Consider the following 24,456-nt stretch of genomic DNA (forward strand, 5'->3'; position numbering starts at 1 on the left):
AAGCAAGAACAGCTTACGATGCACTGACAGATGCACAGAAAAAACTGGTAAGCAACAAAGATGTACTTGAGAAAGCAGAGAGTACACTGAAAGAATTACAGGATGCAAAAGCAGCCGATGTTAAGGCCGCAGAGGAAGTTACAAATAAAATCAGTGCGATCGGAGATGTAACACTGGAATCCGAAGATGCGATCAAAGAAGCAAGAATAGCTTACGATGCACTGACAGATGCACAGAAAAAACTGGTAAGCAACAAAGATGTACTTGAGAAAGCAGAGACCACACTGAAAGAGTTAAAAGATGCTAAAGATGCAGATGATGCAAAAGTAGCGGCCACTCCGAAGTCAATTACACTTTCCAATACAAGATACATTTACAATGGCAAAGTACAGAAACCGCAAGTAACAGTTAAGAACGCAAAAGGCGAAGTAATCAAAGGCTACACTGTAAAATATGCAGGTAACTGCAAGAACGTTGGAAAATACAAAGTAACTCTTACATTCAAGGGTGATTACAACGGAACAAAGACAAAGACATTCAAGATTGCTCCGAAATCTGTAAAAGTAAAATCATTAAAAGCCGCAAAGAAGAGATTTAATGTAAAATGGAGCAAACAGACGACACAAGTAACCGGATATCAGGTACAGTATTCTACAGATAAGAACTTTGTAAAAGCTGTGAAGAATAAAAAGATCACAAAGAACTCGGTTGTCACAAAGACAGTGAAAAACTTAAAATCTAAAAAAGTTTACTATGTAAGAGTTCGTACTTATACGACAGTAAAATACAATGGTGAGCAGATGAATTTACATTCTGACTGGTCTAAGGTTAAAAAAGTGACCGTAAAATAGTTTGCAGATACTACAGACATAAAATGAAAAGCAGGAGGCACTGTGCAGAGAGCACGATGCCTCCTGTTATTTTGAAAAAAGTTTGAAAAAAAGTTCAAATTGGGTATTGACAAGCTAAATATCGCTATGCTATAGTTAAAAATGCGCTATTGTGGAAAGTTATGCCATGATATTGCACAAAAACCAGTAAAATACGAAGGTTTTTGCCGGAATTTTCAATATTTAAGGGCATTCGTAAAGCCCGCCAAAAAATAAACGAGGAGTGAAACGTCAATATGGAGAAAAACAGAATTCGTCCTATCAAAAGCGGAAAAAGTTCACGTATGAGCTATTCCAGACAAAAAGAAGTGCTTCAGATGCCGAATTTGATCGAAGTCCAGAAAGATTCTTATCAGTGGTTCCTGGATGAAGGATTAAAAGAAGTATTTGATGACATTTCCCCTATCGCCGATTATAGCGGTCATCTCAGCCTGGAATTTGTAGATTTTACTTTATGCGAGAATGAAGTAAAATATACGATCGATGAGTGCAAAGAGCGTGACGCAACATATGCAGCACCGCTGAAAGTGAGAGTGAGACTCCACAACAAGGAGACAGACGAGATTAACGAGCATGAGATTTTCATGGGTGACCTGCCGTTAATGACTGCAACCGGAACATTTGTGATTAATGGTGCAGAGCGAGTAATCGTAAGTCAGCTCGTTCGTTCACCAGGTATTTATTATGCAATTTCACATGATAAAGTTGGTAAAAAACTGTATTCCGCTACTGTTATCCCGAACCGTGGTGCATGGCTGGAATATGAGACAGACTCCAATGACGTTTTCTATGTACGTGTAGACAGAACCAGAAAGGTGCCGATCACAGTATTGATTCGTGCACTTGGTGTTGGTACGAATCCGGAGATCCTGGAAGTGTTCGGTGAAGAGCCGAAGATCCTTGCAAGTTTCGAGAAAGATGCCGCTACCAATTATCAGGAAGGTCTTCTGGAATTATATAAGAAGATCCGCCCGGGCGAGCCGCTTGCAGTGGACAGTGCAGAGAGCCTGATCACAAGCATGTTCTTCGATCCGAGACGTTATGATCTGGCGAAAGTCGGACGTTATAAATTTAATAAAAAACTTCTGCTGAAAAATCGTATTTCAGGACAGATCCTTGCAGAGGACGTAGCAAGTGTTCTGACCGGAGAAGTGATCGCAGAAGCCGGAACTAAGGTTACAAGAGAGATTGCAGATGAGATCCAGAATGCAGCAGTTCCATATGTATGGATTGAGTTGCCGGAAGAGGACAGAAAAGTTAAAGTTCTGTCGAATCTGATGGTAGATCTTAAGACTGTTGTTGACATTGATCCGGCAGAGGTTGGGGTAACAGAACTTGTTTATTATCCGGTACTGGCTAATCTGTTAGAAGAGTCAGCAGGAGACATTGATGAATTAAAAGACGCGATCAGAAGAGACATCCATGATCTGATCCCGAAACATATCACAAAAGAAGATATTTTTGCGTCTATCAACTATAATATGCATCTGGAATATGGACTTGGAAATGATGATGATATCGACCACCTCGGAAACAGACGTATCCGTGCTGTCGGTGAGTTGCTTCAGAACCAGTACAGAATCGGTCTTTCAAGACTGGAGAGAGTTGTACGTGAGCGTATGACAACACAGGATCTGGAAGGTATTTCACCACAGTCCCTGATCAACATCAAACCAGTAACAGCAGCAGTAAAAGAATTCTTTGGTTCTTCTCAGCTGTCACAGTTCATGGATCAGAACAACCCGTTAGGTGAGCTGACACATAAGAGACGTCTGTCAGCCCTTGGACCGGGTGGTCTGTCAAGAGACCGTGCCGGATTCGAGGTTCGAGATGTTCACTACTCCCATTACGGAAGAATGTGTCCGATTGAGACACCTGAAGGCCCGAATATCGGTCTGATCAACTCTCTTGCAAGTTATGCAAGAATCAATCAGTATGGATTCGTTGAGGCTCCGTACCGTAAGATTGATCACTCCGATCCGGAAAATCCGCGTGTAACAGACGAAGTTGTTTATATGACAGCGGATGAAGAAGATAACTACCATGTAGCACAGGCGAATGAACAGCTGGATGCAGAAGGACATTTTGTTCGTAAGAATGTATCCGGTCGTTATCGTGAAGAGACACAGGAATATGAGAGAAAGATGTTCGATTACATGGATGTTTCTCCTAAGATGGTATTCTCTGTAGCTACAGCCTTGATTCCTTTCCTGGAGAATGATGATGCGAACCGTGCGCTGATGGGATCCAACATGCAGCGTCAGGCAGTACCGCTTCTTATTACAGAGGCTCCTGTAGTCGGAACCGGTATGGAAGAGAAGACAGCCGTTGACTCTGGAGTATGTGTTGTTGCTGAAGAAGGCGGTATCGTAGAGAGATCTACATCCACAGAGATTCAGATTAAGCAGGATGACGGAAAACTCAGAAAATATAAACTGACGAAGTTCCAACGAAGCAACCAGAGCAACTGCTACAACCAGAGAGCGATCGTGTTCAAAGGTGACAGAGTAGAAGCCGGAGACGTTATCGCAGACGGACCGTCTACATCAAACGGTGAACTTGCGTTAGGTAAGAACCCATTGATCGGATTTATGACCTGGGAAGGTTATAACTACGAGGATGCGGTACTCTTAAGTGAAAGACTTGTACAGGATGATGTATATACATCCGTTCATATTGAAGAATACGAAGCAGAAGCACGTGATACAAAACTCGGACCGGAAGAGATCACAAGAGATATTCCGGGAGTTGGAGATGAAGCTCTGAAAGATCTGGATGACAGAGGAATCATCCGCATTGGTGCAGAAGTGCGTGCCGGTGATATCCTGGTCGGAAAAGTGACTCCGAAGGGAGAGACAGAACTGACAGCAGAAGAGAGACTTCTTCGTGCGATCTTCGGTGAAAAAGCACGTGAAGTACGTGATACATCTTTGAAAGTACCACATGGTGAATACGGAATTGTTGTAGATGCGAAAGTATTTACAAGAGAGAACGGTGACGAGATGTCACCTGGTGTAAATCAGTCCGTTCGTATTTACATTGCACAGAAGAGAAAGATCTCCGTTGGAGATAAGATGGCTGGTCGTCATGGTAACAAGGGTGTCGTTTCTCGTGTACTTCCTGTAGAAGATATGCCATTCCTGCCAAACGGACGTCCGCTTGACATCGTGCTGAACCCACTGGGTGTACCATCACGTATGAACATCGGACAGGTATTGGAGATTCACTTGTCCCTGGCAGCAAAAGCACTTGGATTTAACATTGCAACACCGGTATTTGACGGTGCAAATGAGAATGATATTATGGATACTCTTGATCTGGCTAATGACTATGTCAACTTAAGCTGGGAAGAGTTCAAAGCAAAACACGAACAGGAACTCCTTCCGGAAGTCTTGGATTATCTGTATGAGAACAGAGACCACAGAAAACTGTGGAAGGGTGTACCGCTTTCAAGAGACGGTAAAGTACGTCTTCGTGATGGTAGAACAGGAGAGTTCTTCGACAGCCCGGTAACAATCGGACATATGCATTACCTGAAACTGCATCACCTGGTAGATGATAAGATCCACGCACGTTCAACGGGTCCTTACTCACTGGTTACACAGCAGCCATTAGGTGGTAAGGCACAGTTCGGTGGACAGCGTTTCGGAGAGATGGAGGTTTGGGCACTGGAAGCTTATGGTGCATCTTATACTCTGCAGGAGATCCTGACAGTCAAATCCGATGATGTTATCGGTCGTGTGAAGACATACGAAGCGATCATCAAAGGTGAGAACATCCCTGAGCCAGGTATTCCGGAATCCTTCAAAGTATTGCTCAAAGAGTTACAGTCTCTCGGACTGGATGTACGTGTACTGCGCGATGACAATACAGAAGTTGAGATCATGGAAACCTCAGAGATGGGTAATACAGATTTCCGCTCATTGATTGAAGGAGACAGAAGATACGGACAGGACGATGACTTCGGTAAACATGGATATACCGAACAGGAATTCCAGGGAGAAGAACTCGTTGATGTAGAAGAAGAGCCGGAAGAGGATGACTTCTCAATCGATTTTAATGAAACTGATGACTATGCATATGATGCAGATAACGAATAGAAAGGGGTGCCAGTATGCCAGAAAATACTAAGGAACAAACATTTCAGCCTATGACTTTTGATGCAATCAAAATCGGTTTGGCGTCACCTGAAAAGATTCTGGAATGGTCAAGGGGAGAAGTAACAAAACCGGAGACAATTAACTATAGAACTCTGAAACCGGAGAAAGATGGTTTGTTCTGCGAAAAGATTTTCGGACCAAGCAAAGACTGGGAATGCCACTGTGGTAAATATAAAAAGATCCGTTACAAAGGTGTCGTTTGTGACCGCTGTGGTGTAGAAGTTACAAAAGCAAGCGTACGACGTGAGCGTATGGGACACATTGCTCTTGCAGCTCCGGTATCCCATATCTGGTACTTCAAAGGAATCCCGAGCCGTATGGGACTGATCTTGGATCTGTCTCCAAGAACACTGGAGAAAGTTCTGTATTTCGCATCCTATATCGTGCTGGACAAAGGGGATACAGACCTTCAGTACAAACAGGTATTGTCTGAACAGGAATATCAGGAAGCAAGAGAAAAATGGGGAAGTGCTTTCCGAGTAGGTATGGGTGCTGAATCCGTACAGGAACTGCTGGAAGCAATCGACCTTGACAAAGAATACAATGAACTGACAGAAGGCTTACAGGGAGCTACCGGACAGAAACGTGCAAGAATCGTAAAACGTCTGGAAGTTGTAGAAGCTTTCCGTGAGTCCGGTAACAAACCAGAGTGGATGATCATGAATAATATTCCGGTCATCCCACCGGATCTGCGTCCGATGGTTCAGTTAGATGGTGGACGTTTTGCAACATCTGACCTGAATGATCTGTACAGAAGAATTATCAACAGAAACAACCGTCTGAAACGTCTGCTTGAGTTAGGTGCTCCGGACATTATCGTAAGAAACGAAAAGAGAATGTTACAGGAAGCAGTAGATGCACTGATCGACAACGGACGCCGTGGCCGTCCGGTTACAGGACCGGGTAACCGTGCTCTTAAGTCCCTCTCTGATATGCTGAAAGGTAAATCCGGACGTTTCCGTCAGAACCTGCTTGGTAAGCGTGTTGACTACTCCGGACGTTCCGTTATCGTCGTAGGACCGGAACTTAAGATTTACCAGTGCGGTCTTCCGAAAGAGATGGCGATCGAGCTGTTCAAACCATTTGTAATGAAAGAACTCGTTCAGAATGGAACTGCTCACAATATCAAGAATGCTAAGAAAATGGTAGAGAGACTTCAGCCGGAAGTATGGGATGTTCTGGAAGAAGTGATCAAAGAGCATCCGGTTATGTTAAACCGTGCCCCTACACTTCACCGACTGGGTATCCAGGCATTTGAGCCGATCCTTGTAGAAGGTAAGGCGATCAAGCTTCATCCACTCGTATGTACCGCGTTCAACGCCGACTTCGATGGAGACCAGATGGCTGTACATCTTCCGCTGTCTGTAGAAGCACAGGCTGAGTGTCGTTTCCTTCTGCTCTCACCGAACAACTTACTGAAACCTTCCGATGGTGGACCGGTAGCTGTACCTTCACAGGATATGGTACTTGGTATTTACTATCTGACTCAGGAAAGACCTGGAGCAATCGGAGAAGGTAAGTTCTTCAAGAGCGTGAACGAAGCAATCCTGGCATATGAGAACCAGGTAATTACTCTGCACTCACGCATTAAAGTACGTGTAACAAAGACACTTGCCGACGGAACAGATAAGACAGCTACTGTTGAGTCTACACTGGGAAGATTTATCTTCAACGAGATCATTCCACAGGATCTTGGATTCGTAGATCGTGAAGTAGAAGGCAACGAACTGTTACTGGAGATTGATTTCCACGTAGGTAAGAAACAGTTAAAACAGATCCTTGAGAAAGTTATCAATACACATGGAGCAACTGCTACAGCAGAAGTTCTTGACCATGTAAAAGCAATCGGATACAAGTATTCTACAAGAGCTGCGATGACCGTATCTATTTCAGATATGACAGTACCGCCACAGAAACCAGAGATGATCCAGAAAGCACAGGATACAGTAGATAAGATCACAAAGAACTTCAAGCGTGGTCTGATCACAGAGGAAGAGCGTTACAAAGAAGTTGTTGAGACATGGAAGACAACTGACGATGCTCTGACACATGCCCTGCTGACAGGACTTGATAAATACAACAACATCTTCATGATGGCGGATTCCGGAGCCCGTGGATCTGACAAACAGATTAAACAGCTTGCCGGTATGCGTGGATTGATGGCAGATACAACCGGTCATACGATCGAGTTGCCTATCAAGTCAAACTTCCGTGAAGGTCTGGATGTATTGGAGTACTTCATGTCTGCGCATGGAGCACGTAAAGGACTTTCTGATACAGCCCTTCGTACAGCCGATTCAGGATACCTGACCAGACGTCTGGTTGATGTATCCCAGGAGCTTATCATCCACGAAGTAGACTGTGCACCGAAGGATGGTCCGATTCCTGGAATGTATGTACATGCATTCATGGATGGAAATGAAGAGATCGAGAGCCTCCAGGAGCGTATTACAGGACGTTACCTGTGCGAGGATATCGTAGATAAAGATGGCAATGTACTTGTTAAGAAGAACCATATGGTTACTCCGAAACGTGCAGAGCTGATCATGAAAAAAGGTGTCGACGAAAATGGTGAGACACTGAAGAAGATTAAGATCCGTACAATTTTAACATGCCGTTCACACAGCGGTATCTGTGCAAAATGTTACGGAGCCAATATGGCAACCGGTGAGCCGGTACAGGTTGGAGAGGCTGTTGGTATTATCGCTGCCCAGTCCATTGGTGAGCCTGGTACACAGCTTACTATGAGAACATTCCATACCGGTGGTGTAGCCGGTGGGGATATCACACAGGGACTTCCTCGTGTCGAGGAGCTTTTTGAGGCTAGAAAGCCGAAGGGACTTGCAATTATCACAGAGTTTGCAGGAACTGCAACAATCAGCGACACGAAGAAAAAACGTGAGATTATCGTTACAAATGAAGAAACAGGAGAATCCAAAGCATATCTGATCCCTTACGGATCACGTATCAAAATATTAGACGGAGCAAAACTAGAAGCCGGTGATGAACTGACAGAAGGTAGTGTAAATCCTCATGATATCCTGAAGATCAAAGGACTTCGCGCCGTACAGGATTACATGATCCAGGAAGTACAGCGTGTATACCGTCTGCAGGGTGTTGAGATCAACGATAAGCATATCGAGGTTATCGTTCGTCAGATGCTGAAGAAGATCCGTATCGAAGAAGCAGGAGATACAGAATTCCTTCCGGGAACAAATGTAGACATTCTGGAATTTGAAGATACAAATGCAGCTCTGGAAGCAGAAGGCAAAGAGCCGGCAACCGGAGAACAGATCATGCTTGGTATTACAAAAGCATCCCTTGCTACAAACTCCTTCCTGTCAGCAGCATCCTTCCAGGAGACAACAAAAGTTCTGACAGAAGCAGCAATCAAGGGCAAGATTGATCCACTGGTAGGTCTGAAAGAGAACGTTATCATTGGTAAACACATCCCAGCCGGTACAGGTATGAGAAAATACCGTGATATTAAACTCGGTTCCGATTACGCATTAGATGATGAATTATCATTTGATGAAGGTGATGATATAGAAATCGGTGAGATGAATGATGTTGATGATATAACAGAAAATGTTGTAGAAGAAGACGGAGTTATAATCAAGTAATTCAGGAATCTAACAGAATAAAGAACAATTAAGGAGCAGGAAGCGCAAGTTTCCTGCTCCTTTTTTTCGTACGCCTTGCAGCGCACGTCACTCATGGATGAGAGTTCCTAATTAGCCCTAGTAGTGGGAAGGAGACAGCCTAAACCAAGGGTGACGTGGGTGACAGCGAAGCTGAAGAAAGGTGGCAAAAGTTTTGAACCAAATCTTTTCAAAGAAAATAATAGCCAAGCTAGGATACACATTCATGCCTGACTATTATCTAGTAGTTTGTGAAAACGAAAGAACCGCCGTATACGGAACCGTACTCAGATACTAAAATTAGTAATTATTGGCATATATTACAGAAAATCAGTTGAAAACATATAAAAATTAAGATATATTGACTATAGTAGACTTTAAGAACGGAGGACAATAGAATGTTAGAAGAACTGAAAAAGAAGGTGTACGAAGCCAATATGATGCTGCCGAAGTATGGACTGGTTACATTTACCTGGGGTAACGTGAGCGGAATTGACAGAGAAAAAGGTCTTTTTGTAATCAAACCAAGCGGAGTAGAATACGATAAACTGACACCGGATGATATGGTAGTCGTTGATCTTCAGGGCAATAAAGTAGAAGGAAAATACAACCCTTCATCCGATACAGATACTCACATGGTATTATATAACCGTTTCCCGGATATCGGGGGAATCGTACATACCCATTCCCCGTGGGCTACAAGCTGGGCGCAGGCAGGAAGAGACATTCCATGCTACGGAACCACACATGCAGATTATCTGTATGGAGAAGTTCCATGTGTGCGCAATCTGACAAAAGAAGAGATTGAAGAAGCTTATGAAAAAAATACAGGTGTGCTGATCGCGGACGAGTTTGAAGCACGCGGAAAAGACTATATTGCAACACCGGCAGTTCTTTGTAAGAACCACGGTCCGTTTACATGGGGCAAAGATGCCAACGAAGCAGTGCACAACGCAGTAGTATTAGAAGAAGTTGCAAAGATGGCGTGCCGCTGTGAACTGATCAATCCGGAAAATAAGCCGGCACCACAGGAACTGCAGGACAAGCATTATTACAGAAAACACGGAGCAAATGCATACTATGGACAGGGGGGACACTAGATGAACAAGGAGAATGTAAAAACATTGATTGAAGCCGGAAAAGCAGTAGTAGGTATTGAACTCGGCTCGACAAGAATCAAAGCGGTTATGATCGATGAAAATCATCAGCCGGTAGCAACAGGAAGTTATGACTGGGAGAACAGACTGGACGGACATATCTGGACATACGATCTGGAAGACATCTGGAAAGGACTGAAAGCCAGCTATGCTAATATGGCGGCAGACGTAAAGGAAAAATACGGTACTGAGATCAAAAGCCTTGCCGGCATCGGATTCAGTGCAATGATGCACGGCTATATGGCATTTGACAAAGAAGGAACACTGCTCGTTCCATTCCGTACCTGGAGAAATACGATCACAGGACAGGCAGCAGAAGAGCTGACAGAGCTGTTCCAGTACAATATTCCACAGAGATGGAGCATTGCACATCTGTATCAGGCGATTCTTAATAAAGAAGAACATGTGAAGGATGTGGCATATTTTACAACCTTATCCGGATATATTCACTGGCAGCTGACCGGTCAGAAGGTCTTAGGAGTCGGTGATGCATCCGGTATGTTCCCGATTGATCCGGCTACATCCGATTTCTACGATGGAATGATCGAAAAATTTGACAAACTTGTCGAAGACCGTGGATATAGCTGGAAACTCCGTGAAATCATGCCGAAAGTCCTCTGCGCAGGCGATGATGCAGGATGCCTGACAGAAGAAGGTGTCAAATTATTAGATCCGACCGGAACACTTCAGGCAGGAATTCCGGTGTGCCCGCCGGAGGGTGATGCCGGAACCGGTATGACTGCAACAAACAGTGTTGCAAAGAGAACCGGTAATGTATCTGCCGGAACATCTGTATTTGCTATGATCGTGCTGGAAAAAGAACTTTCCAAAGTATATACGGAAATTGATATGGTAACAACACCATCCGGAAGTCCGGTGGCAATGGCACATGCAAATAACTGTACTTCTGATCTGAATGCATGGGTGAATATTTTTAAAGAGTATTCAGAAGCAATGGGCATGAAAGTAGATATGAATACATTGTTCGGAACATTATATAACAAAGCACTGGAAGGTGATGCTGACTGTGGTGGTCTGTTATCATATGGATATTATTCCGGTGAAAATATTATTCCGATTGATGAAGGCCGACCGGTATTTATTCGTACACCAAACAGTAAATTCAATCTTGCAAACTTTATGCGTACACATTTGTATGCGGCACTCGGTGCACTCAAGATCGGAATGGATATCCTTGTAAAAGAAGAACATATCCAGATTGATAAGATCTTAGGACACGGTGGACTCTTTAAGACTCCGGGAGTTGGTCAGCGCATCATGGCAGCTGCAATGCAGGCTCCGGTTTCCGTAATGGAGACAGCTGGCGAAGGCGGCGCATGGGGAATTGCACTTCTGGCTGCATACGAAGTTGGAAAAGCAGAAGGCGAGACGTTGGAAGACTATCTTGACAATAAAGTTTTTGCCGGAAATGAGGGCAGCAAGATGGAACCGGTGCCGGAAGATGTGGACGGATTCGAGAAATTTATAGAGCAATTTAAACAGGGATTAAGCGTAGAACAGGAGGCAATTGCTAAAATTAAATAAAAGCCAAAACACATTGATAAAAAAGTAACAAAAAATATGCTGAAAACAAAAAAAGATTGGAGCTTTTTGACATTTACGAAGAGCACAGGCTGTGTTATTATACAATCAGAAAAAAGATAAACAAATTTTTAACAATCTAAAGTATGAGGTGACAAGTATGATGACATTAGTAGCAACAATTTTATCCGTTCTTTTTGTAGCAGCAGGAATTTATGTAATGGTTAGAGATTTTTACAACATTGGAGCAGCACTGGCATCAGGCATTACAGCATCAGGAGTTAAAGCAGACAAGAAAGCAACATCTGTTGAACTCAAACATGCATACGTTACAAGATAGTAGATGGCTAAAAATTAAAGATAGACATGCGTAGAACCTGACGGTAAATATCGTCAGGTTCTTTTTTGTGTAAATGTGACAAAAGTCACCGAGTCGGAAAAATGTCATTGATATATTTGCACAAAGAATATATAATTGAAACAGGCAAAGGAGGACGTGAATATGGAACGGTATGTAATAGGACTCGATAATGGTGGTACATCGACCAAGGCTGCGATCTTTGATCTGACCGGAAAAGAGATTGCAACAGCCGGCAGATCAACGAAAGTGATCACACCAAAGTCAGGCTATACGGAAAGAGATATGGAAGAACTTTGGCTTGCAAACTGTGACTGCATCAAGCGTGCGATCAAGAAAGCGGGAATTAATGGCGAAGATATTCTGGGTATTGCAGTGTGCGGTCACGGCAAAGGCTTATATCCTTGGGGCAAAGACGGCAAACCGGCATATAACGGAATTATTTCCACAGACAGCCGTGCGTGGAAATATCCGGAGAAGTGGCATGAGAATGGTGTATATGAAGAGATCCATGACAGAACATGTCAGGAAATCATGGCATGCCAGCAGGTATCGTTACTTGCATGGTTTAAGGATCACCACAGAGATATTTACGATAATATCCAGTATGCATTTTCAGTAAAAGATTATGTAAGATTCAGACTGACTGGAGAGGCTTACAGTGAAGCAACGGACATTTCCGGATCAGGACTTATGAATGTCAGAGATGTCAGATTTGATAAAGATATTTTAGAGAAGATGGGAATCGGAGAAGTATATGATATGCTTCCGCCAATCCGTTATTCTTATGACCTGTGCGGTACGATTTCCAAAGAAGCATCTGAACTGACCGGACTTCCGGAAGGGACGGCAGTGGCAGGCGGTATGTTTGATATTGATGCCTGCGCAGTTGCGGTAGATGTTACATCACCGGACAGAATGTGTACGATCGCAGGTACATGGAGTATCAATGAATATATTGCAAAAGAGCCGGTTATGGATGGAACGATCGCCATGAACTCTCTGTTTGCAATGCCGGGATATTATCTCGTAGAAGAATGCAGTGCAACTTCATCCGGTAACCTGGAGTGGTATCTGGAGAACTGTATGGAGAATGAGAAGATTCCGGAAGGTGAAAACATTTACAGTGTAGTCAATGCAAAAGTAGCTTCCGTAAAACCGGAAGAATGTGATGTATATTTCCTTCCGTTCTTATATGGATCGAATGCACATCCACTTGGAAAGGGAGCATTTATCGGACTTACAACTTACCATAACAAAGCACATATGCTACGTGCGATTTATGAAGGTGTTGTATTTTCACATAAGACACATATTGAGAGGTTATTATTATCCAGAGAACGCCCGGAGGCAATTCGTATGGCGGGAGGTGCTGCAAATTCAGAAGTTTGGGTACAGATGTTTGCGGATATTTTAGGATTCCCGATTGAGACGGTAGATGCCAAAGAATTAGGTGCACTCGGATGTGGTATGGCAGCAGCGATCGCAGCTGGTGTATACAAGGATTATGAGGATGCGGCAAAACATATGGTACACGTGTCAGGAAGAGTAGAACCGAATCCGCAGATGCATGAGATTTATCAGAAAAAATATGAGAAATATCATGCAGTGAGCAAAGCTCTCGATACTGTCTGGGGACAGTTTGAAGTATAACAAGAGATATATTTTTTAAGAAAGAGGTGTTTGTATTATGGCAACAAAAGGAAGTACTCCAAAAACAATGAAAGCGCTGGTCGCATATTCAAAAGACGATTATCGTTTTGAACCGGAATATCCAACACCGGAATGTGGACCGGACGACATTATCATCAAGACAGAGGCTTGCGGAATCTGTGCAGGTGATTTAAAGTGCAGCCACGGTGCAGCAATGTTCTGGGGAGATGATGTACAGCCATCATGGGTTAAACCACCATTTATTCCGGGACATGAATTCTTCGGAAGAATCGTTGAGATGGGTGAGAACGTAGAAGGATATGAGCTGGGCGACAGAATCATCGCAGACCAGATCGTTCCTTGCGGAAAATGCCGTTTCTGTAAAGACGGACATTACTGGATGTGCCAGCCACACGACATGCTCGGATTCCAGTCATACAACAACGGTGGTATGGCAGAGTATGTAAGATATCCTAAGAATTGTGTATTAAGCCGTGTACCGGAAGATATGTCTATCGAGCAGGCACTTCTGGTAGAGCCTTATGGATGTTCCAAACATGCAGTTGACCGTGGAAGCATCACAAACGAAGACGTAGTAGTTATCTCCGGAGCAGGTACTCTCGGACTTGGCATGATCACATACGCAAGAATGAAGAATCCAAAACTCTTAATCGTTCTGGATATGCAGGATGGAAGATTGGAGAAAGCAAAAGAATTTGGCGCTGACCTTGTATTCAACCCAGGAAAATGCGACGTTGACAAAGAGATTAAAGCTCTGACAGATGACTATGGATGCGACGTTTACATCGAAGCAACCGGACATCCTTCAAGCGTTATCCAGGGACTGACTGTAACACGTAAACTTGGACGTTTCGTAGAGTTCAGTGTATTTGGATCAGAGACAAAAGTTGACTGGTCTATCATCGGTGACCGTAAAGAACTGGATATCCTGGGATCACACTTAAGCCCGTATGCATATCCATTCGTAATCGAGAACATGATGAAAGGCAACTTAAAGACAGACGGTGTTGTATCCAGTATCTTCAAGATTGAAGAGTGGGAGAAAGCATTTGACTATGCATCAGGAAAATACGGCGACTTCAAAGTTGCATTCAAATTCGACTAATGCATCGTAGAAAATAAGATATCGTTTAGTTCCTTTCTAATAATAAGGACATTAAAAAATCTGTGTAAGCATAGCTTGCACAGATTTTTTGATGTCATAGTATCTGAAGAAATATGTCAGTGACAGTTCTTTGCGTGCAGTTACAATTCAGACTTTAACTTTCTTCGGTCTTCGGTCTGTATTTTTTAAATACCTTCTCAAAAAGCACCAGCGTACTGTAAACGATAAGAGCCGGTCCGAACAGTACTACGAGCATTCTGGTGAGCAGGAAGCGGATAAATAAAAATCCCGCGATTCCATAGAATACCACTGCGATCAGTGTGACAGGTGCGTACATAAAAGCGAAGATAAATGCATTGAAAAATAACTCCTGTAACTTTCCGGAGAAATTCACCATTGTCGGATAGATCCAGATCACTACTAATAATAATGTAAGGAAAGCCATGCCGGAGATGACCATCAGTACCGTATGATAAGGAATACGTGCTGTCTGGAACAGGTAGGATGCCATACCGAAGATGGCACTGAATACTGCGGTGATCAGCCAGATCACAGTTCCTTTTTTCCAATATGTACGGAAACCGGTTTTGTAATTCCCGAAAACATGACTGTCGCCGTTCATAAGCTTCGCTGCGCTGTAATGCATGGCGGCTGTCGAGGCACCGATGGTGACAACCGGGATACAGGCGATCAGCCAGATCAGATTTAAGAGTGTCAGGCGGCTTAGAAGAATTGCAAATTTCATAAAGCCACTGTCGTATTCAAATGCTTTCATGATGTATACCTCCAAAGTGTCCAATATGTTACTAATGATACACGAAAAGCGTATTTAAGGCAACTATAGTCATTTTTTTAGTGGATAAATAAAATTTTAACAAAAAAATCACCAAAAAAATGAAAAAATAGTGCAAAAACACCATGAATTTTTTGTGAAACATTACATATGTAAAACACCTGGACAAAAGTCAGCTTTGTGCTATAATAATATTAAACAATTTGTACAAAACGTTCAGGCAGGTAAACTGATACGTAAACAAAGTGTACAAAATTAAAATCCATAGAAAAGGGAGGAAAGAAAGGTATGAAAAAAAAGGTTATAAGCGCACTGTTATGTATGACAATGGTTGCTACAATGCTCGCTGGTTGTGGCGGACCTACAGGAAGTGATTCTTCTAAGAGTGACGCGCCGAAGAAAGGAAAAGCCGAAGATTTCGACTGGCAGAACTACAAGGGAACAACAATCAACGTAATGTTCAATGAGCACAACTACTCAAAAGCCGTTATCAAGAAGATCCCGGAATTTGAGAAGAAGACAGGAATTAAGGTTAAATATTCTTCTACACCAGAGTCTAACTACTTTGACAAGTTGAACACTTCTCTTAGCAGCCACTCAGGTGACACTGATGTTTACATGACAGGTGCTTATCAGGTTTGGGAGTATGCACCGGCTGGATACATGGAGCCATTGGATGACTACATTAACAACCCGGCTCTTACAGACAAAGATTACAACTATGATGATTTCATTCCAGGTGTTGTTGGGGCATTGAAATGGGATCTGACAGCTGGACACAAAGTTGGAAAAGGTTCTCAGTGGGCACTTCCAATGGGATGGGAATTAAACAACATTTCCTATAACAAGAAAGTATTAAAAGAAAAAGGAATCGCGGTTCCGAAGACAACAGATGACCTTCTGAAAGCTGCTAAAGCATTAAAGGGATTCAACGGATCCGGAACATATGGAATCGCAGTTCGTGGTACTCGTGAGTGGGCAACAATCCATCCTGGATATATGTCATTATTCGCAACATGGGGAGCTCAGGACTTTGCAATCGAAGATGGCAAGTTAGTATGTAAACTTGATTCTAAAGAAGCTATTGATATGACAGATTACTGGGTTAAACTTATCAAAGAAGGCGGATCTACTCAGTGGGCAAACGCTACATGGTATGAGTGTGGTAAAGACCTCGGAGCTAAGAAAGCAGCTATGATGTTTGATGCATCAAGTAACGCTTACTTCAACAACTACGAAGGCGCTTCTGCAGAATCCGGAAATATTGCATGGTCAACAGTTCCGCTTCCGAAAGGAAAGACAGATGCTGACGCTAAGACAAACCTCTGGATCTGGTCACTGGCTATGAACAAAGATTCTAAGAACAAAGAAGCAGCTTGGTACTTCATTCAGTACTTCACAAGCCCAGATTACATGCTTTGGTCAGGAACTGAAGGAGCTTCTCCGGATACTCCTCGTACATCTGTTATGAACAGTGATGAGTACAAATCTATCGTTGGTAAAGCAGATAACTATCTCGAGTCTATCGCAGCTCTTGAGAAGAACGCATCTATCTACTTCACACCACAGCCGTACTTCTTCGAGTGTACAACAAAATGGGCAGAGACTCTGCAGGACCTTGTAACAAGCAAAAAGTACAAATCTACAGAGCAGGCTATGAAACAGCTGAAGAAAGATCTTGATAAGATCGTAGCTGACATTCAGATCGATGAATAATATTGGGAACGTTTAGATTATTTGCGATCGACGATTAATTGAGAGATTAAAAATTGAAGTACGAAATGGACATAATCGTACATATTAAGGGTTAGAGTCGAGGAGGGGTTACCTGACCCTCCTCGATTTTACTTTTGAAATTGTGAGAACTCCGTACCGGATGTTAAATATTTTTGATTGGAGGAACTAGGATGAAAGAACAGAATAAGAACAGTGCCGCTGCGAGTGAGCTGAATGTGGTGCCTTTTAAAACAAAAGCACTTCCGTATATGATTGTGGCACCTGCTCTAATCATTACTATAGGTATTATGATTCCTTTCGTAATGGCAATTTACTATTCACTTACAAACTTCTCTTTCAGAATGCCAACATACAGTTTTGTAGGATTAAGAAACTGGACACAGATTCTGGCATCGAAAGAATTCTTAAAAGCAACATGGGTAACAATTAAATATGCATTCTTTAGTACAGCAATTGAGATGGGATTAGGAATGGGGGTAGCAATTATCCTCAACAACCTGAACAACAGATTTTCAAAGATTATGAGAGTTGCATTGATCTTCCCGCTGATGGTTGCACCTGTAACAGCTACAATCATCTGGCAGTTGATGCTGAACAACTCCGTTGGTATTATCGAAAAATTCTTGAACATCTTTGGTATTGTCGGATTCCCTTGGGCAGCAAGTCCGAAGACTGCACTTATGACAGCAGTTATGATCGATGTATGGGTTAACACATCATTCTGTATGTTACTTGTACTTGCAGGTCTGCAGTCACTGCCGAAGTCACCATTCGAATCTGCTAAGATCGATGGAGGAAGTACAATGTTTAACTTCCGTAACCTGACACTGCCAATGTTAAAACCAAGTTTATATATTGCACTCCTGTTCAGATTGATGGCAGCATTACAGGAATATGCCGTTATCTTCGCTCTGACAAAGGGAGGCCCTGGAGATACACTTATGAACCTGTCACTGACCGCTTATCAGACAGGATTCCAGTTCCAGAAATTCGGATATGCACTTCCGTACATCCTGGTATTGTGGGTATTCATTAATATCATTGCAAAACAGATCGTTAAGAGACAGAGAGCTGCACAGAAACAGGCAGCAGGTCTGGAAGAATAACAGGTTACTGGAAAACAAGATTATTTTCACATAGAAAGGATGTTAAGCATGAGTACAGCTTCAAAAAGATTAGGCCGTATAGTTCAGAATGGACTTTTAGCCATATATTCAATATTTGCTCTGTTTCCGCTGATCTGGATGCTGATCCTGACATTTAAGTCAGATGCGGAGATGTATACAACAACATTTGTATTTACACCAACACTTGCAAACTACAAGGAAGTATTACTTCACACAGATTATATGAAATATATGTTAGATAGTTTGATCGTATCCGGAGGAGCAGTTCTGATTTCCGTACTTGCAGGTGTACCGGCAGCATATGCCCTTGCAAGATACAACTTCAAGAAGAAAGAAGATATCGCATTCCAGATTCTTTCTTTCAAATTCGCACCTGAGATCCTGGTAGTATTACCACTGTTCATGATTTATCAGAGATTAGGAATCTATGATTCTTACTTTGGACTGATCTGGGTATACCAGTTAATCTCTATGCCGCTTCTGATCTGGGTAGTAAGAGGATACTTCGAAGATATTTCTGTTGAGATTGAGTATGCAGCCCAGGTAGACGGATATTCCTGGTATCAGATCTTCTTTAAGAACCTTGTACCACTTATCAAACCGGGTCTTGTATCCGCTGCGCTCCTTGCATTTATCTTCGCATGGAACAGTTTTACATTCCCGTTGATGCTTGGAGGTACAAACGTTCAGCCGATCACTGTAGCGATCACAAAGTTCCTTGGAACAGACAGTGCACACTATGGACAGCTTGCTGTAGCAGCAGCCGTATCCGCTCTGCCGGCAATCATTTTCGCACTGTGTATCCAGAAACATCTGGTTCGTGGTCTGAGTTTCGGTGCAGTAAAGGGATAGAGGTGAGAATATGTCAAGAATACAATTGGAAAATGTTACTAAAAAATTCGGAAAAGTTACAGCTCTTGATGGAGTAAGCCTGGATATCAAAGATAAAGAGTTCTTCGTATTGTTTGGACCTGCCGGTGCAGGAAAGACAACAATCCTGAACTGCATTGCCGGAATCCAGCTTCCGGAAGAGGGTGTGATCAAATTTGACGGAAAGGTTGAAAACCTGACTGATGCTGCACACAGAGATACAGCAATGGTATTTGAGAACTATGCATTGTATCCGCAGATGACAGTTTATGATAATATGGCATCTCCGCTTAGAAGCAAATTATACAAGAGAGATGAAGAATATATCAAAAAGAAAATTACAGAAGTTGCTGAGATGATGAAGATGGACTATCTGTTAGAGCGTCTTCCGAGTCAGTTGTCCAATGGACAGAAACAGCGTGTTGCCATGGGACGTGCACTTGTACGTTCTCCTAGAGTATATCTGATGGATGAGCCTTTGGCACATCTGGATGCAAAACTTCGTAACTCCATGCGTACTGAGCTAAAAGAGATCCAGGCAAACTTCGGAACAACATCTGTATACGTAACACATGACTTCATGGAAGCTATGTCACTTGGTGACAGAATTGCTATTATCAATGAGGGTAAAGTGGTTCAGGTTGGTACCGGAGATGAGATTTATTATATGCCATGTAACGAGTTCGTTGCAGAACTGATGGGTGATCCGGAGATCAATATCATCACCGGAGCAATCAAAAAAGCCGGCGATACATATAAGTTCACGCTGGAAGCAAATGGAAAAGAATATGATCTTCCTCATGAGGATGATCTGTATGCAAAACTGGATGAACTTGGACTGGATCGCGTAGATATCGGTATGAGACCACAAAATCTTACTTATTCATTTGAGCCGAAGGAAGGCTATATGAAGTGTAGCGTTTACAGTTACGAAAGTATCGGTAACAAAGCCGTTATCGTAGCTGACGTAGAAGATGGACTGCAGCTTCGTATGATTGCACCAAACGGACTGACAGTTAAGATTGACCAGGATATATATGTAGATATGAAGTTAGATCATGCTATGTTCTTTGACGCAGAGACTCAGGAATATTTGACAAGATACAGAGAAGCGGCTGTGAAAGCGTTAGCAGCAGAACAGGAGGGATAAGAGTATGGCAGGATTAACTATCAAACATCTTTATAAACGTTATGACAATCAGGGTAAGAAGAAAAAAGGTGCAAAACCAAATGATTATGCGGTAAAAGATTTGAATCTTGTCGCTGAGCAGGGTGAATTTATCGCTTTCCTCGGACCTTCCGGATGTGGTAAGACAACAACGCTTCGTATGACAGCCGGTCTGGAGGACATCACAAAAGGAGAAATATACATCGGAGACACACTTGTAAATGATCTTCATCCGAAGGACAGACATATCGGTCTGGCGTTCGAAGATTATGCGATGTATCCGCCTCTTACCGTATATGATAATATTGCTTTCAACTTAAAAGCAAAAGGTGTAGACAAAGCAGAGATCGACAAACGTGTCCGTGAGATCGCACCACTCATGCAGTGTGATGACCTGCTTGACAAAATGCCGGTTAAATTATCCGGTGGACAGAAACAGCGTGTAAATATTGCTCGTGCAATTATCCGTCGCCCGGAACTGCTGCTCATGGATGAGCCACTTTCCCACTTGGATGGTAAAGCACGTCAGGCAATGCGTACAGAGATCAAACGTCTGATCAATGATATCAAATGTACAACAGTTTATGTAACACATGACCAGTTAGAGGCGATGTCGCTGGCAGATAAGATAGCGATCATCAACTTTGGTGTCCTTCAGCAGTATGGAACACCGGCAGAAGTATATGATGATCCGGTAAATGAATTCGTTGCATCCTTTATCGGTGAGCCTCCGATGAACATTTTGGAGACAACGATTGTTGGAGACGGAGAGCACTTCTTCTTCACATTCGAAGACAGTAACCTGAAGATCCAGGTTCCGGAACGTTACTACAATGTAGTAAGCAATGGATTCAAATGTAAAATGGGTGTTCGTCCTATGGACGTTATGATCGGAGGAGAGCACTCCAAAGGAACACCGGAAGAGGTTGCAACATTTGAGAACCTCGGTGACGAGAGAAGAATTGGTATCCGTGTAGGAAAATCGCTTCTGATGATTATCACGGATGATGAGACAAGATATAAAGCCGGAGATATTATCAAACTGGAAGTTCGTGGAGAAAAAACACACTTGTTTGATATTGAGACCGGAGATCGTATCCGTGAATAGTTAGATATTATAATGCCAGGGACAAGAGAAAAGAGTTTTGTAGCTTTTAGGACTTTTGTGCCTGGCGTTATGTATAAATAGCAAAGTATACAAAAAGACTGCGCAGGGCAGATCTTTTTGATATAAGTGTATGTTTCAAGTATAGGAGGGAAAAAACATGAGCAATTTACCAGAGAAAATGAAAGCAATCGTTGCGTATGCACCTGGAGACTACAGATTTGAGATGGTGGACACACCAAGAGCCGGTGAGGGCGAGATGATCTTAAAAGTAGAAGCATGTGGTATCTGCGCAGGTGATACGAAAGCGTATGCAGGAGCTGCCAGCTTCTGGGGATTTGACGGACAGCCGAAGTACATCAAAGAACCGATGATCCCGGGACATGAGTTCGTTGGTAAAGTTGTAGAGATCGGACCAAATGTAAAAGGAAACTGGAAATTAGGCGACCGTATCTGCCCGGAACAGATCGTTCCTTGCGGAGAGTGTATGTTCTGTAAGACAGGCCGTCATTGGATGTGTGAGAAACATGATCTGTTCGGATTCCAGAAGAACGTAAATGGTGGTATGGCTGAGTATGTAAAATTGACAAAAGAAGCTCTTCCATATTTCGTACCGGCAGATATGCCGATCGAGCAGGCAGCGCTGATCGAGCCATATGCATGCTCTTTCCACTGCGTAGACCGTGCACAGGTTAAGACAACCGACGTTGTTGTACAGTCTGGTGTAGGAACACTCGGACTTGGTATGGTAGGTGCACTCCGTCAGGCAAATCCGAAGCTCCTCATCGTACTGGATATGAATGATGCACGTCTTGAGAAAGCAAAAGAGTTCGGAGCTGACCTGGTTATGAACCCTGGAAAAGAAGATGTTGTTGCAAAGATCAAAGAACTGACAGGCGGATACGGATGCGATATTTACATCGAAGCAAGCGGACATCCGTCCAGCGTACAGCAGGGACTGGACTGCATCCGTAAGATGGGAAGATTCGTAGAGTTCTCTGTATTCGGACAGCCGGTAACCGTAGATTGGAGTATTATTTCTGACCGTAAAGAATTAGACCTTCTCGGTGTACACTTAAGCCCGTTCTGCTATGACACAGTCATTGAATGGATCGGCAACGGCAAACTGCCGACAGACGGCGTCGTAACACACAAATTCCCACTGGAGAAATGGGAAGAAGGATTCCACATCGCGAAGACAGGCGAGAACGGAGCACTGAAGGTTGTGCTCGTGCCAGAGATGGAGGCTTAGTGATATCAAGGGACAAAGATCTGTATCCACATAAGCTGGCTTATAAGTGGATACAGACCTTGGGACCTGCCCACCCGACATGAGCTTAAAAGCGGGATGATAATCCCGCGATATGCGAATGAAGGGTAGGATTGTGAGAGCGCGCAGCACGGAACAATCCGTGGGTATCACGTAATAGTATAGAGCATTATTATAGAAATGACATAGGAGATTCAGGAGGAAAATAGATATGCAGCGGATTATGAACAACCCGGACAATATCGTAGATGAGATGCTTAAAGGTTTTCTGAAAGCACATTCCGATATTGTAGAGAGCACAGAGAACGGAAGAGTTGTAAAAGCAAAAGACATCCCGGAAGGAAAAGTCGGAGTCGTAACCGGAGGAGGATCCGGACACAAACCGGCATTTGTCGGATATGTTGGAAAAAATATGTGTGACGCAGCAGCGGTCGGAGAGATCTGCTCTTCACCGACAGCAGCCGCATTCCTGGATGCATGCAAAGTAGCAGACCAGGGAAAAGGTGTTGCATGCTTATACGGAAACTATTCCGGAGATAACATGAATGTAAAGATGGCAGTGAAGATGGCAAAGAAAGCCGGAATTACAGTCAAAACGGTTGTAGCAAACGATGACGTAGCATCCGCACCGAAGGATCAGAGAGAGAAGAGACGAGGTGTGGCAGGCGAAGTGCTGATGTGGAAAGTCGGCGGAGCAAAAGCTGCAAAAGGCGGCGATCTGGACGAAGTTATCGCAGCTGCGCAGAAAGCCATTGACAATACAAGATCCGTAGGAATCGGTCTGACACCGTGTACCCTTCCGGCAGTCGGACATCCGAACTTCGAGATCAAAGAAGGAACGATGGAAGTCGGAATCGGACATCACGGAGAGCCGGGAATCGAAGTATGCCCGTTAGAGTCAGCCAATGAGATGGCAAAACGTATGGTAGACGTTGTCGTACCGGATTATCCGTTCGTAGAAGGGGACGAAGTTGTCGTACTCGTATCCGGACTCGGAGCAACACCGGTGATGGAACTGTATGTGCTGTATGATGAGATCGACAGACTCCTTACAGAAAAAGGAATCAAGACACATAAGGCATATGTAGGCAACTATTTCACATCCCTGGAGATGATGGGAGCAACCTTAACGGTCATGAAACTGGATGATGAATTAAAAGAGCTCATAGATATGCCGGCATACTCTATGGGACTGAAACAGGATTAGGAGGCTTTGTAAAATGGGAGCATTTAAAAACGCAGCAGGAAAACCGGTGCTGATGCGCATGGTAAAAGGGATCCAGGATAACAAAGCATATCTTGGGGAAGTAGACGGACTGATCGGAGACGGCGATCACGGAATGAACATGAACAAAGGATTCTCTGTATTTGAAGAGAGATTCAAAGATGAAGATATCAGTTTCTCCGAAGGACTGGACGAACTGGGAATGATCCTGTTAAATGAGATTGGAGGATCTATGGGACCGATCTATGGAACAATCTTCATGGACATGGCAGAAGCAGGAGAAGATCTGGATGAGATCACAGCGGCAGATCTTGGAACAATGCTGGAAGCCGGACTGAACGGACTGTACGGGATCGTAGATGCAAAAGTCGGAGACAAGACATTAGTAGATACACTGGCGCCATCCGTGGATGTAATGAAAGCAGCCGGAGCAGAAGGAAAAGATTTCAAAGAAGCACTGGCAGAGATGAAGAAAGCGGCAGAAGCAGGACGCGATTCTACCAAGGACATGGTAGCAAAATTCGGACGTTCCAGCCGTCTGGGCGAGAGATCCAGAGGCGTGCTGGATGCAGGAGCAACCTCCTGCTGCATTATCCTCAGCGCAATGGCGGACGGAATCAGCGAACTATTATAA

General features: G+C 43.4%; 17 protein-coding genes. 16 read left to right on the plus strand and 1 reads right to left on the minus strand.

The genetic code is table 11. The features are described from left to right. The 8 genes from DWY31_RS14050 to DWY31_RS11100 all read left to right on the plus strand — a co-directional run. Positions 1-851: fibronectin type III domain-containing protein (locus tag DWY31_RS14050; protein ID WP_199671983.1), on the plus strand; the 851-nt coding region annotated here is incomplete at its 5' end. A 275-nt stretch (positions 852-1,126) separates the two neighbouring features. Then, entirely contained in the window at positions 1,127-4,990 is a 3,864-nt protein-coding gene (gene rpoB, locus DWY31_RS11070; protein WP_021860193.1) for a DNA-directed RNA polymerase subunit beta, read from the plus strand. A gap of 14 nt (positions 4,991-5,004) precedes the next feature. After that, entirely contained in the window at positions 5,005-8,673 is a 3,669-nt protein-coding gene (gene rpoC / locus DWY31_RS11075) for a DNA-directed RNA polymerase subunit beta' (protein WP_118520575.1), read from the plus strand. A 416-nt stretch (positions 8,674-9,089) separates the two neighbouring features. Further along, on the plus strand, positions 9,090-9,791 hold the full coding sequence (locus tag DWY31_RS11080) for an L-ribulose-5-phosphate 4-epimerase (RefSeq protein ID WP_117538329.1): 702 nt from the start codon (positions 9,090-9,092) through the stop codon (positions 9,789-9,791). Continuing rightward, positions 9,792-11,393 (plus strand): xylulokinase, encoded by a 1,602-nt coding sequence (locus tag DWY31_RS11085; RefSeq protein WP_118520577.1) that lies wholly within the window; start codon positions 9,792-9,794, stop codon positions 11,391-11,393. A 157-nt stretch (positions 11,394-11,550) separates the two neighbouring features. Continuing rightward, entirely contained in the window at positions 11,551-11,730 is a 180-nt protein-coding gene (locus tag DWY31_RS11090; RefSeq protein ID WP_021860189.1) for a hypothetical protein, read from the plus strand. Positions 11,731-11,892: 162 nt separating this feature from the next. Further along, positions 11,893-13,401: an FGGY-family carbohydrate kinase gene (locus DWY31_RS11095; protein WP_021860188.1), complete on the plus strand. Its 1,509-nt coding sequence runs from the start codon at positions 11,893-11,895 to the stop codon at positions 13,399-13,401. A 37-nt stretch (positions 13,402-13,438) separates the two neighbouring features. After that, positions 13,439-14,527, plus strand: a complete 1,089-nt coding sequence (locus DWY31_RS11100) for an alcohol dehydrogenase catalytic domain-containing protein (protein ID WP_021860187.1) — start codon at positions 13,439-13,441, stop codon at positions 14,525-14,527. A gap of 154 nt (positions 14,528-14,681) precedes the next feature. Here DWY31_RS11100 and DWY31_RS11105 read toward each other — a convergent pair whose 3' ends face one another. Beyond that, entirely contained in the window at positions 14,682-15,302 is a 621-nt protein-coding gene (locus DWY31_RS11105) for a YesL family protein (protein WP_118520579.1), read from the minus strand. A 306-nt stretch (positions 15,303-15,608) separates the two neighbouring features. On the opposite strand from DWY31_RS11105, the gene DWY31_RS11110 reads away from it, so the two are divergent. The 8 genes from DWY31_RS11110 (at position 15,609) to dhaL (ending at position 24,456) form a co-directional block, all read left to right on the plus strand. After that, a complete protein-coding gene (locus DWY31_RS11110) occupies positions 15,609-17,036 on the plus strand; it encodes an ABC transporter substrate-binding protein (protein WP_118520581.1) in 1,428 nt (475 codons plus the stop codon). A gap of 191 nt (positions 17,037-17,227) precedes the next feature. Continuing rightward, positions 17,228-18,163, plus strand: coding sequence for a carbohydrate ABC transporter permease (locus DWY31_RS11115; RefSeq protein ID WP_021860184.1), 936 nt, complete (start codon positions 17,228-17,230; stop codon positions 18,161-18,163). A 48-nt stretch (positions 18,164-18,211) separates the two neighbouring features. Beyond that, the gene (locus DWY31_RS11120) at positions 18,212-19,036 is read left to right on the plus strand and encodes a carbohydrate ABC transporter permease (protein ID WP_021860183.1); all 825 of its coding nucleotides are present in this window, start codon (positions 18,212-18,214) and stop codon (positions 19,034-19,036) included. A gap of 10 nt (positions 19,037-19,046) precedes the next feature. Beyond that, positions 19,047-20,204, plus strand: coding sequence for an ABC transporter ATP-binding protein (locus DWY31_RS11125; RefSeq protein WP_118288734.1), 1,158 nt, complete (start codon positions 19,047-19,049; stop codon positions 20,202-20,204). A 4-nt stretch (positions 20,205-20,208) separates the two neighbouring features. Further along, positions 20,209-21,330, plus strand: coding sequence for an ABC transporter ATP-binding protein (locus tag DWY31_RS11130; RefSeq protein WP_021860181.1), 1,122 nt, complete (start codon positions 20,209-20,211; stop codon positions 21,328-21,330). A gap of 157 nt (positions 21,331-21,487) precedes the next feature. Further along, positions 21,488-22,579, plus strand: coding sequence for an alcohol dehydrogenase catalytic domain-containing protein (locus DWY31_RS11135; protein WP_021860017.1), 1,092 nt, complete (start codon positions 21,488-21,490; stop codon positions 22,577-22,579). Between the two features lie 229 nt (positions 22,580-22,808). After that, on the plus strand, positions 22,809-23,804 hold the full coding sequence (locus DWY31_RS11140; protein ID WP_021860018.1) for a dihydroxyacetone kinase subunit DhaK: 996 nt from the start codon (positions 22,809-22,811) through the stop codon (positions 23,802-23,804). Positions 23,805-23,817: 13 nt separating this feature from the next. Continuing rightward, a complete protein-coding gene (gene dhaL / locus DWY31_RS11145) occupies positions 23,818-24,456 on the plus strand; it encodes a dihydroxyacetone kinase subunit DhaL (RefSeq protein ID WP_021860019.1) in 639 nt (212 codons plus the stop codon).

The sequence above is a fragment of the Dorea sp. AF24-7LB genome, assembly GCF_003478575.1.
Taxonomy (GTDB): domain Bacteria; phylum Bacillota; class Clostridia; order Lachnospirales; family Lachnospiraceae; genus Dorea_D; species Dorea_D hominis.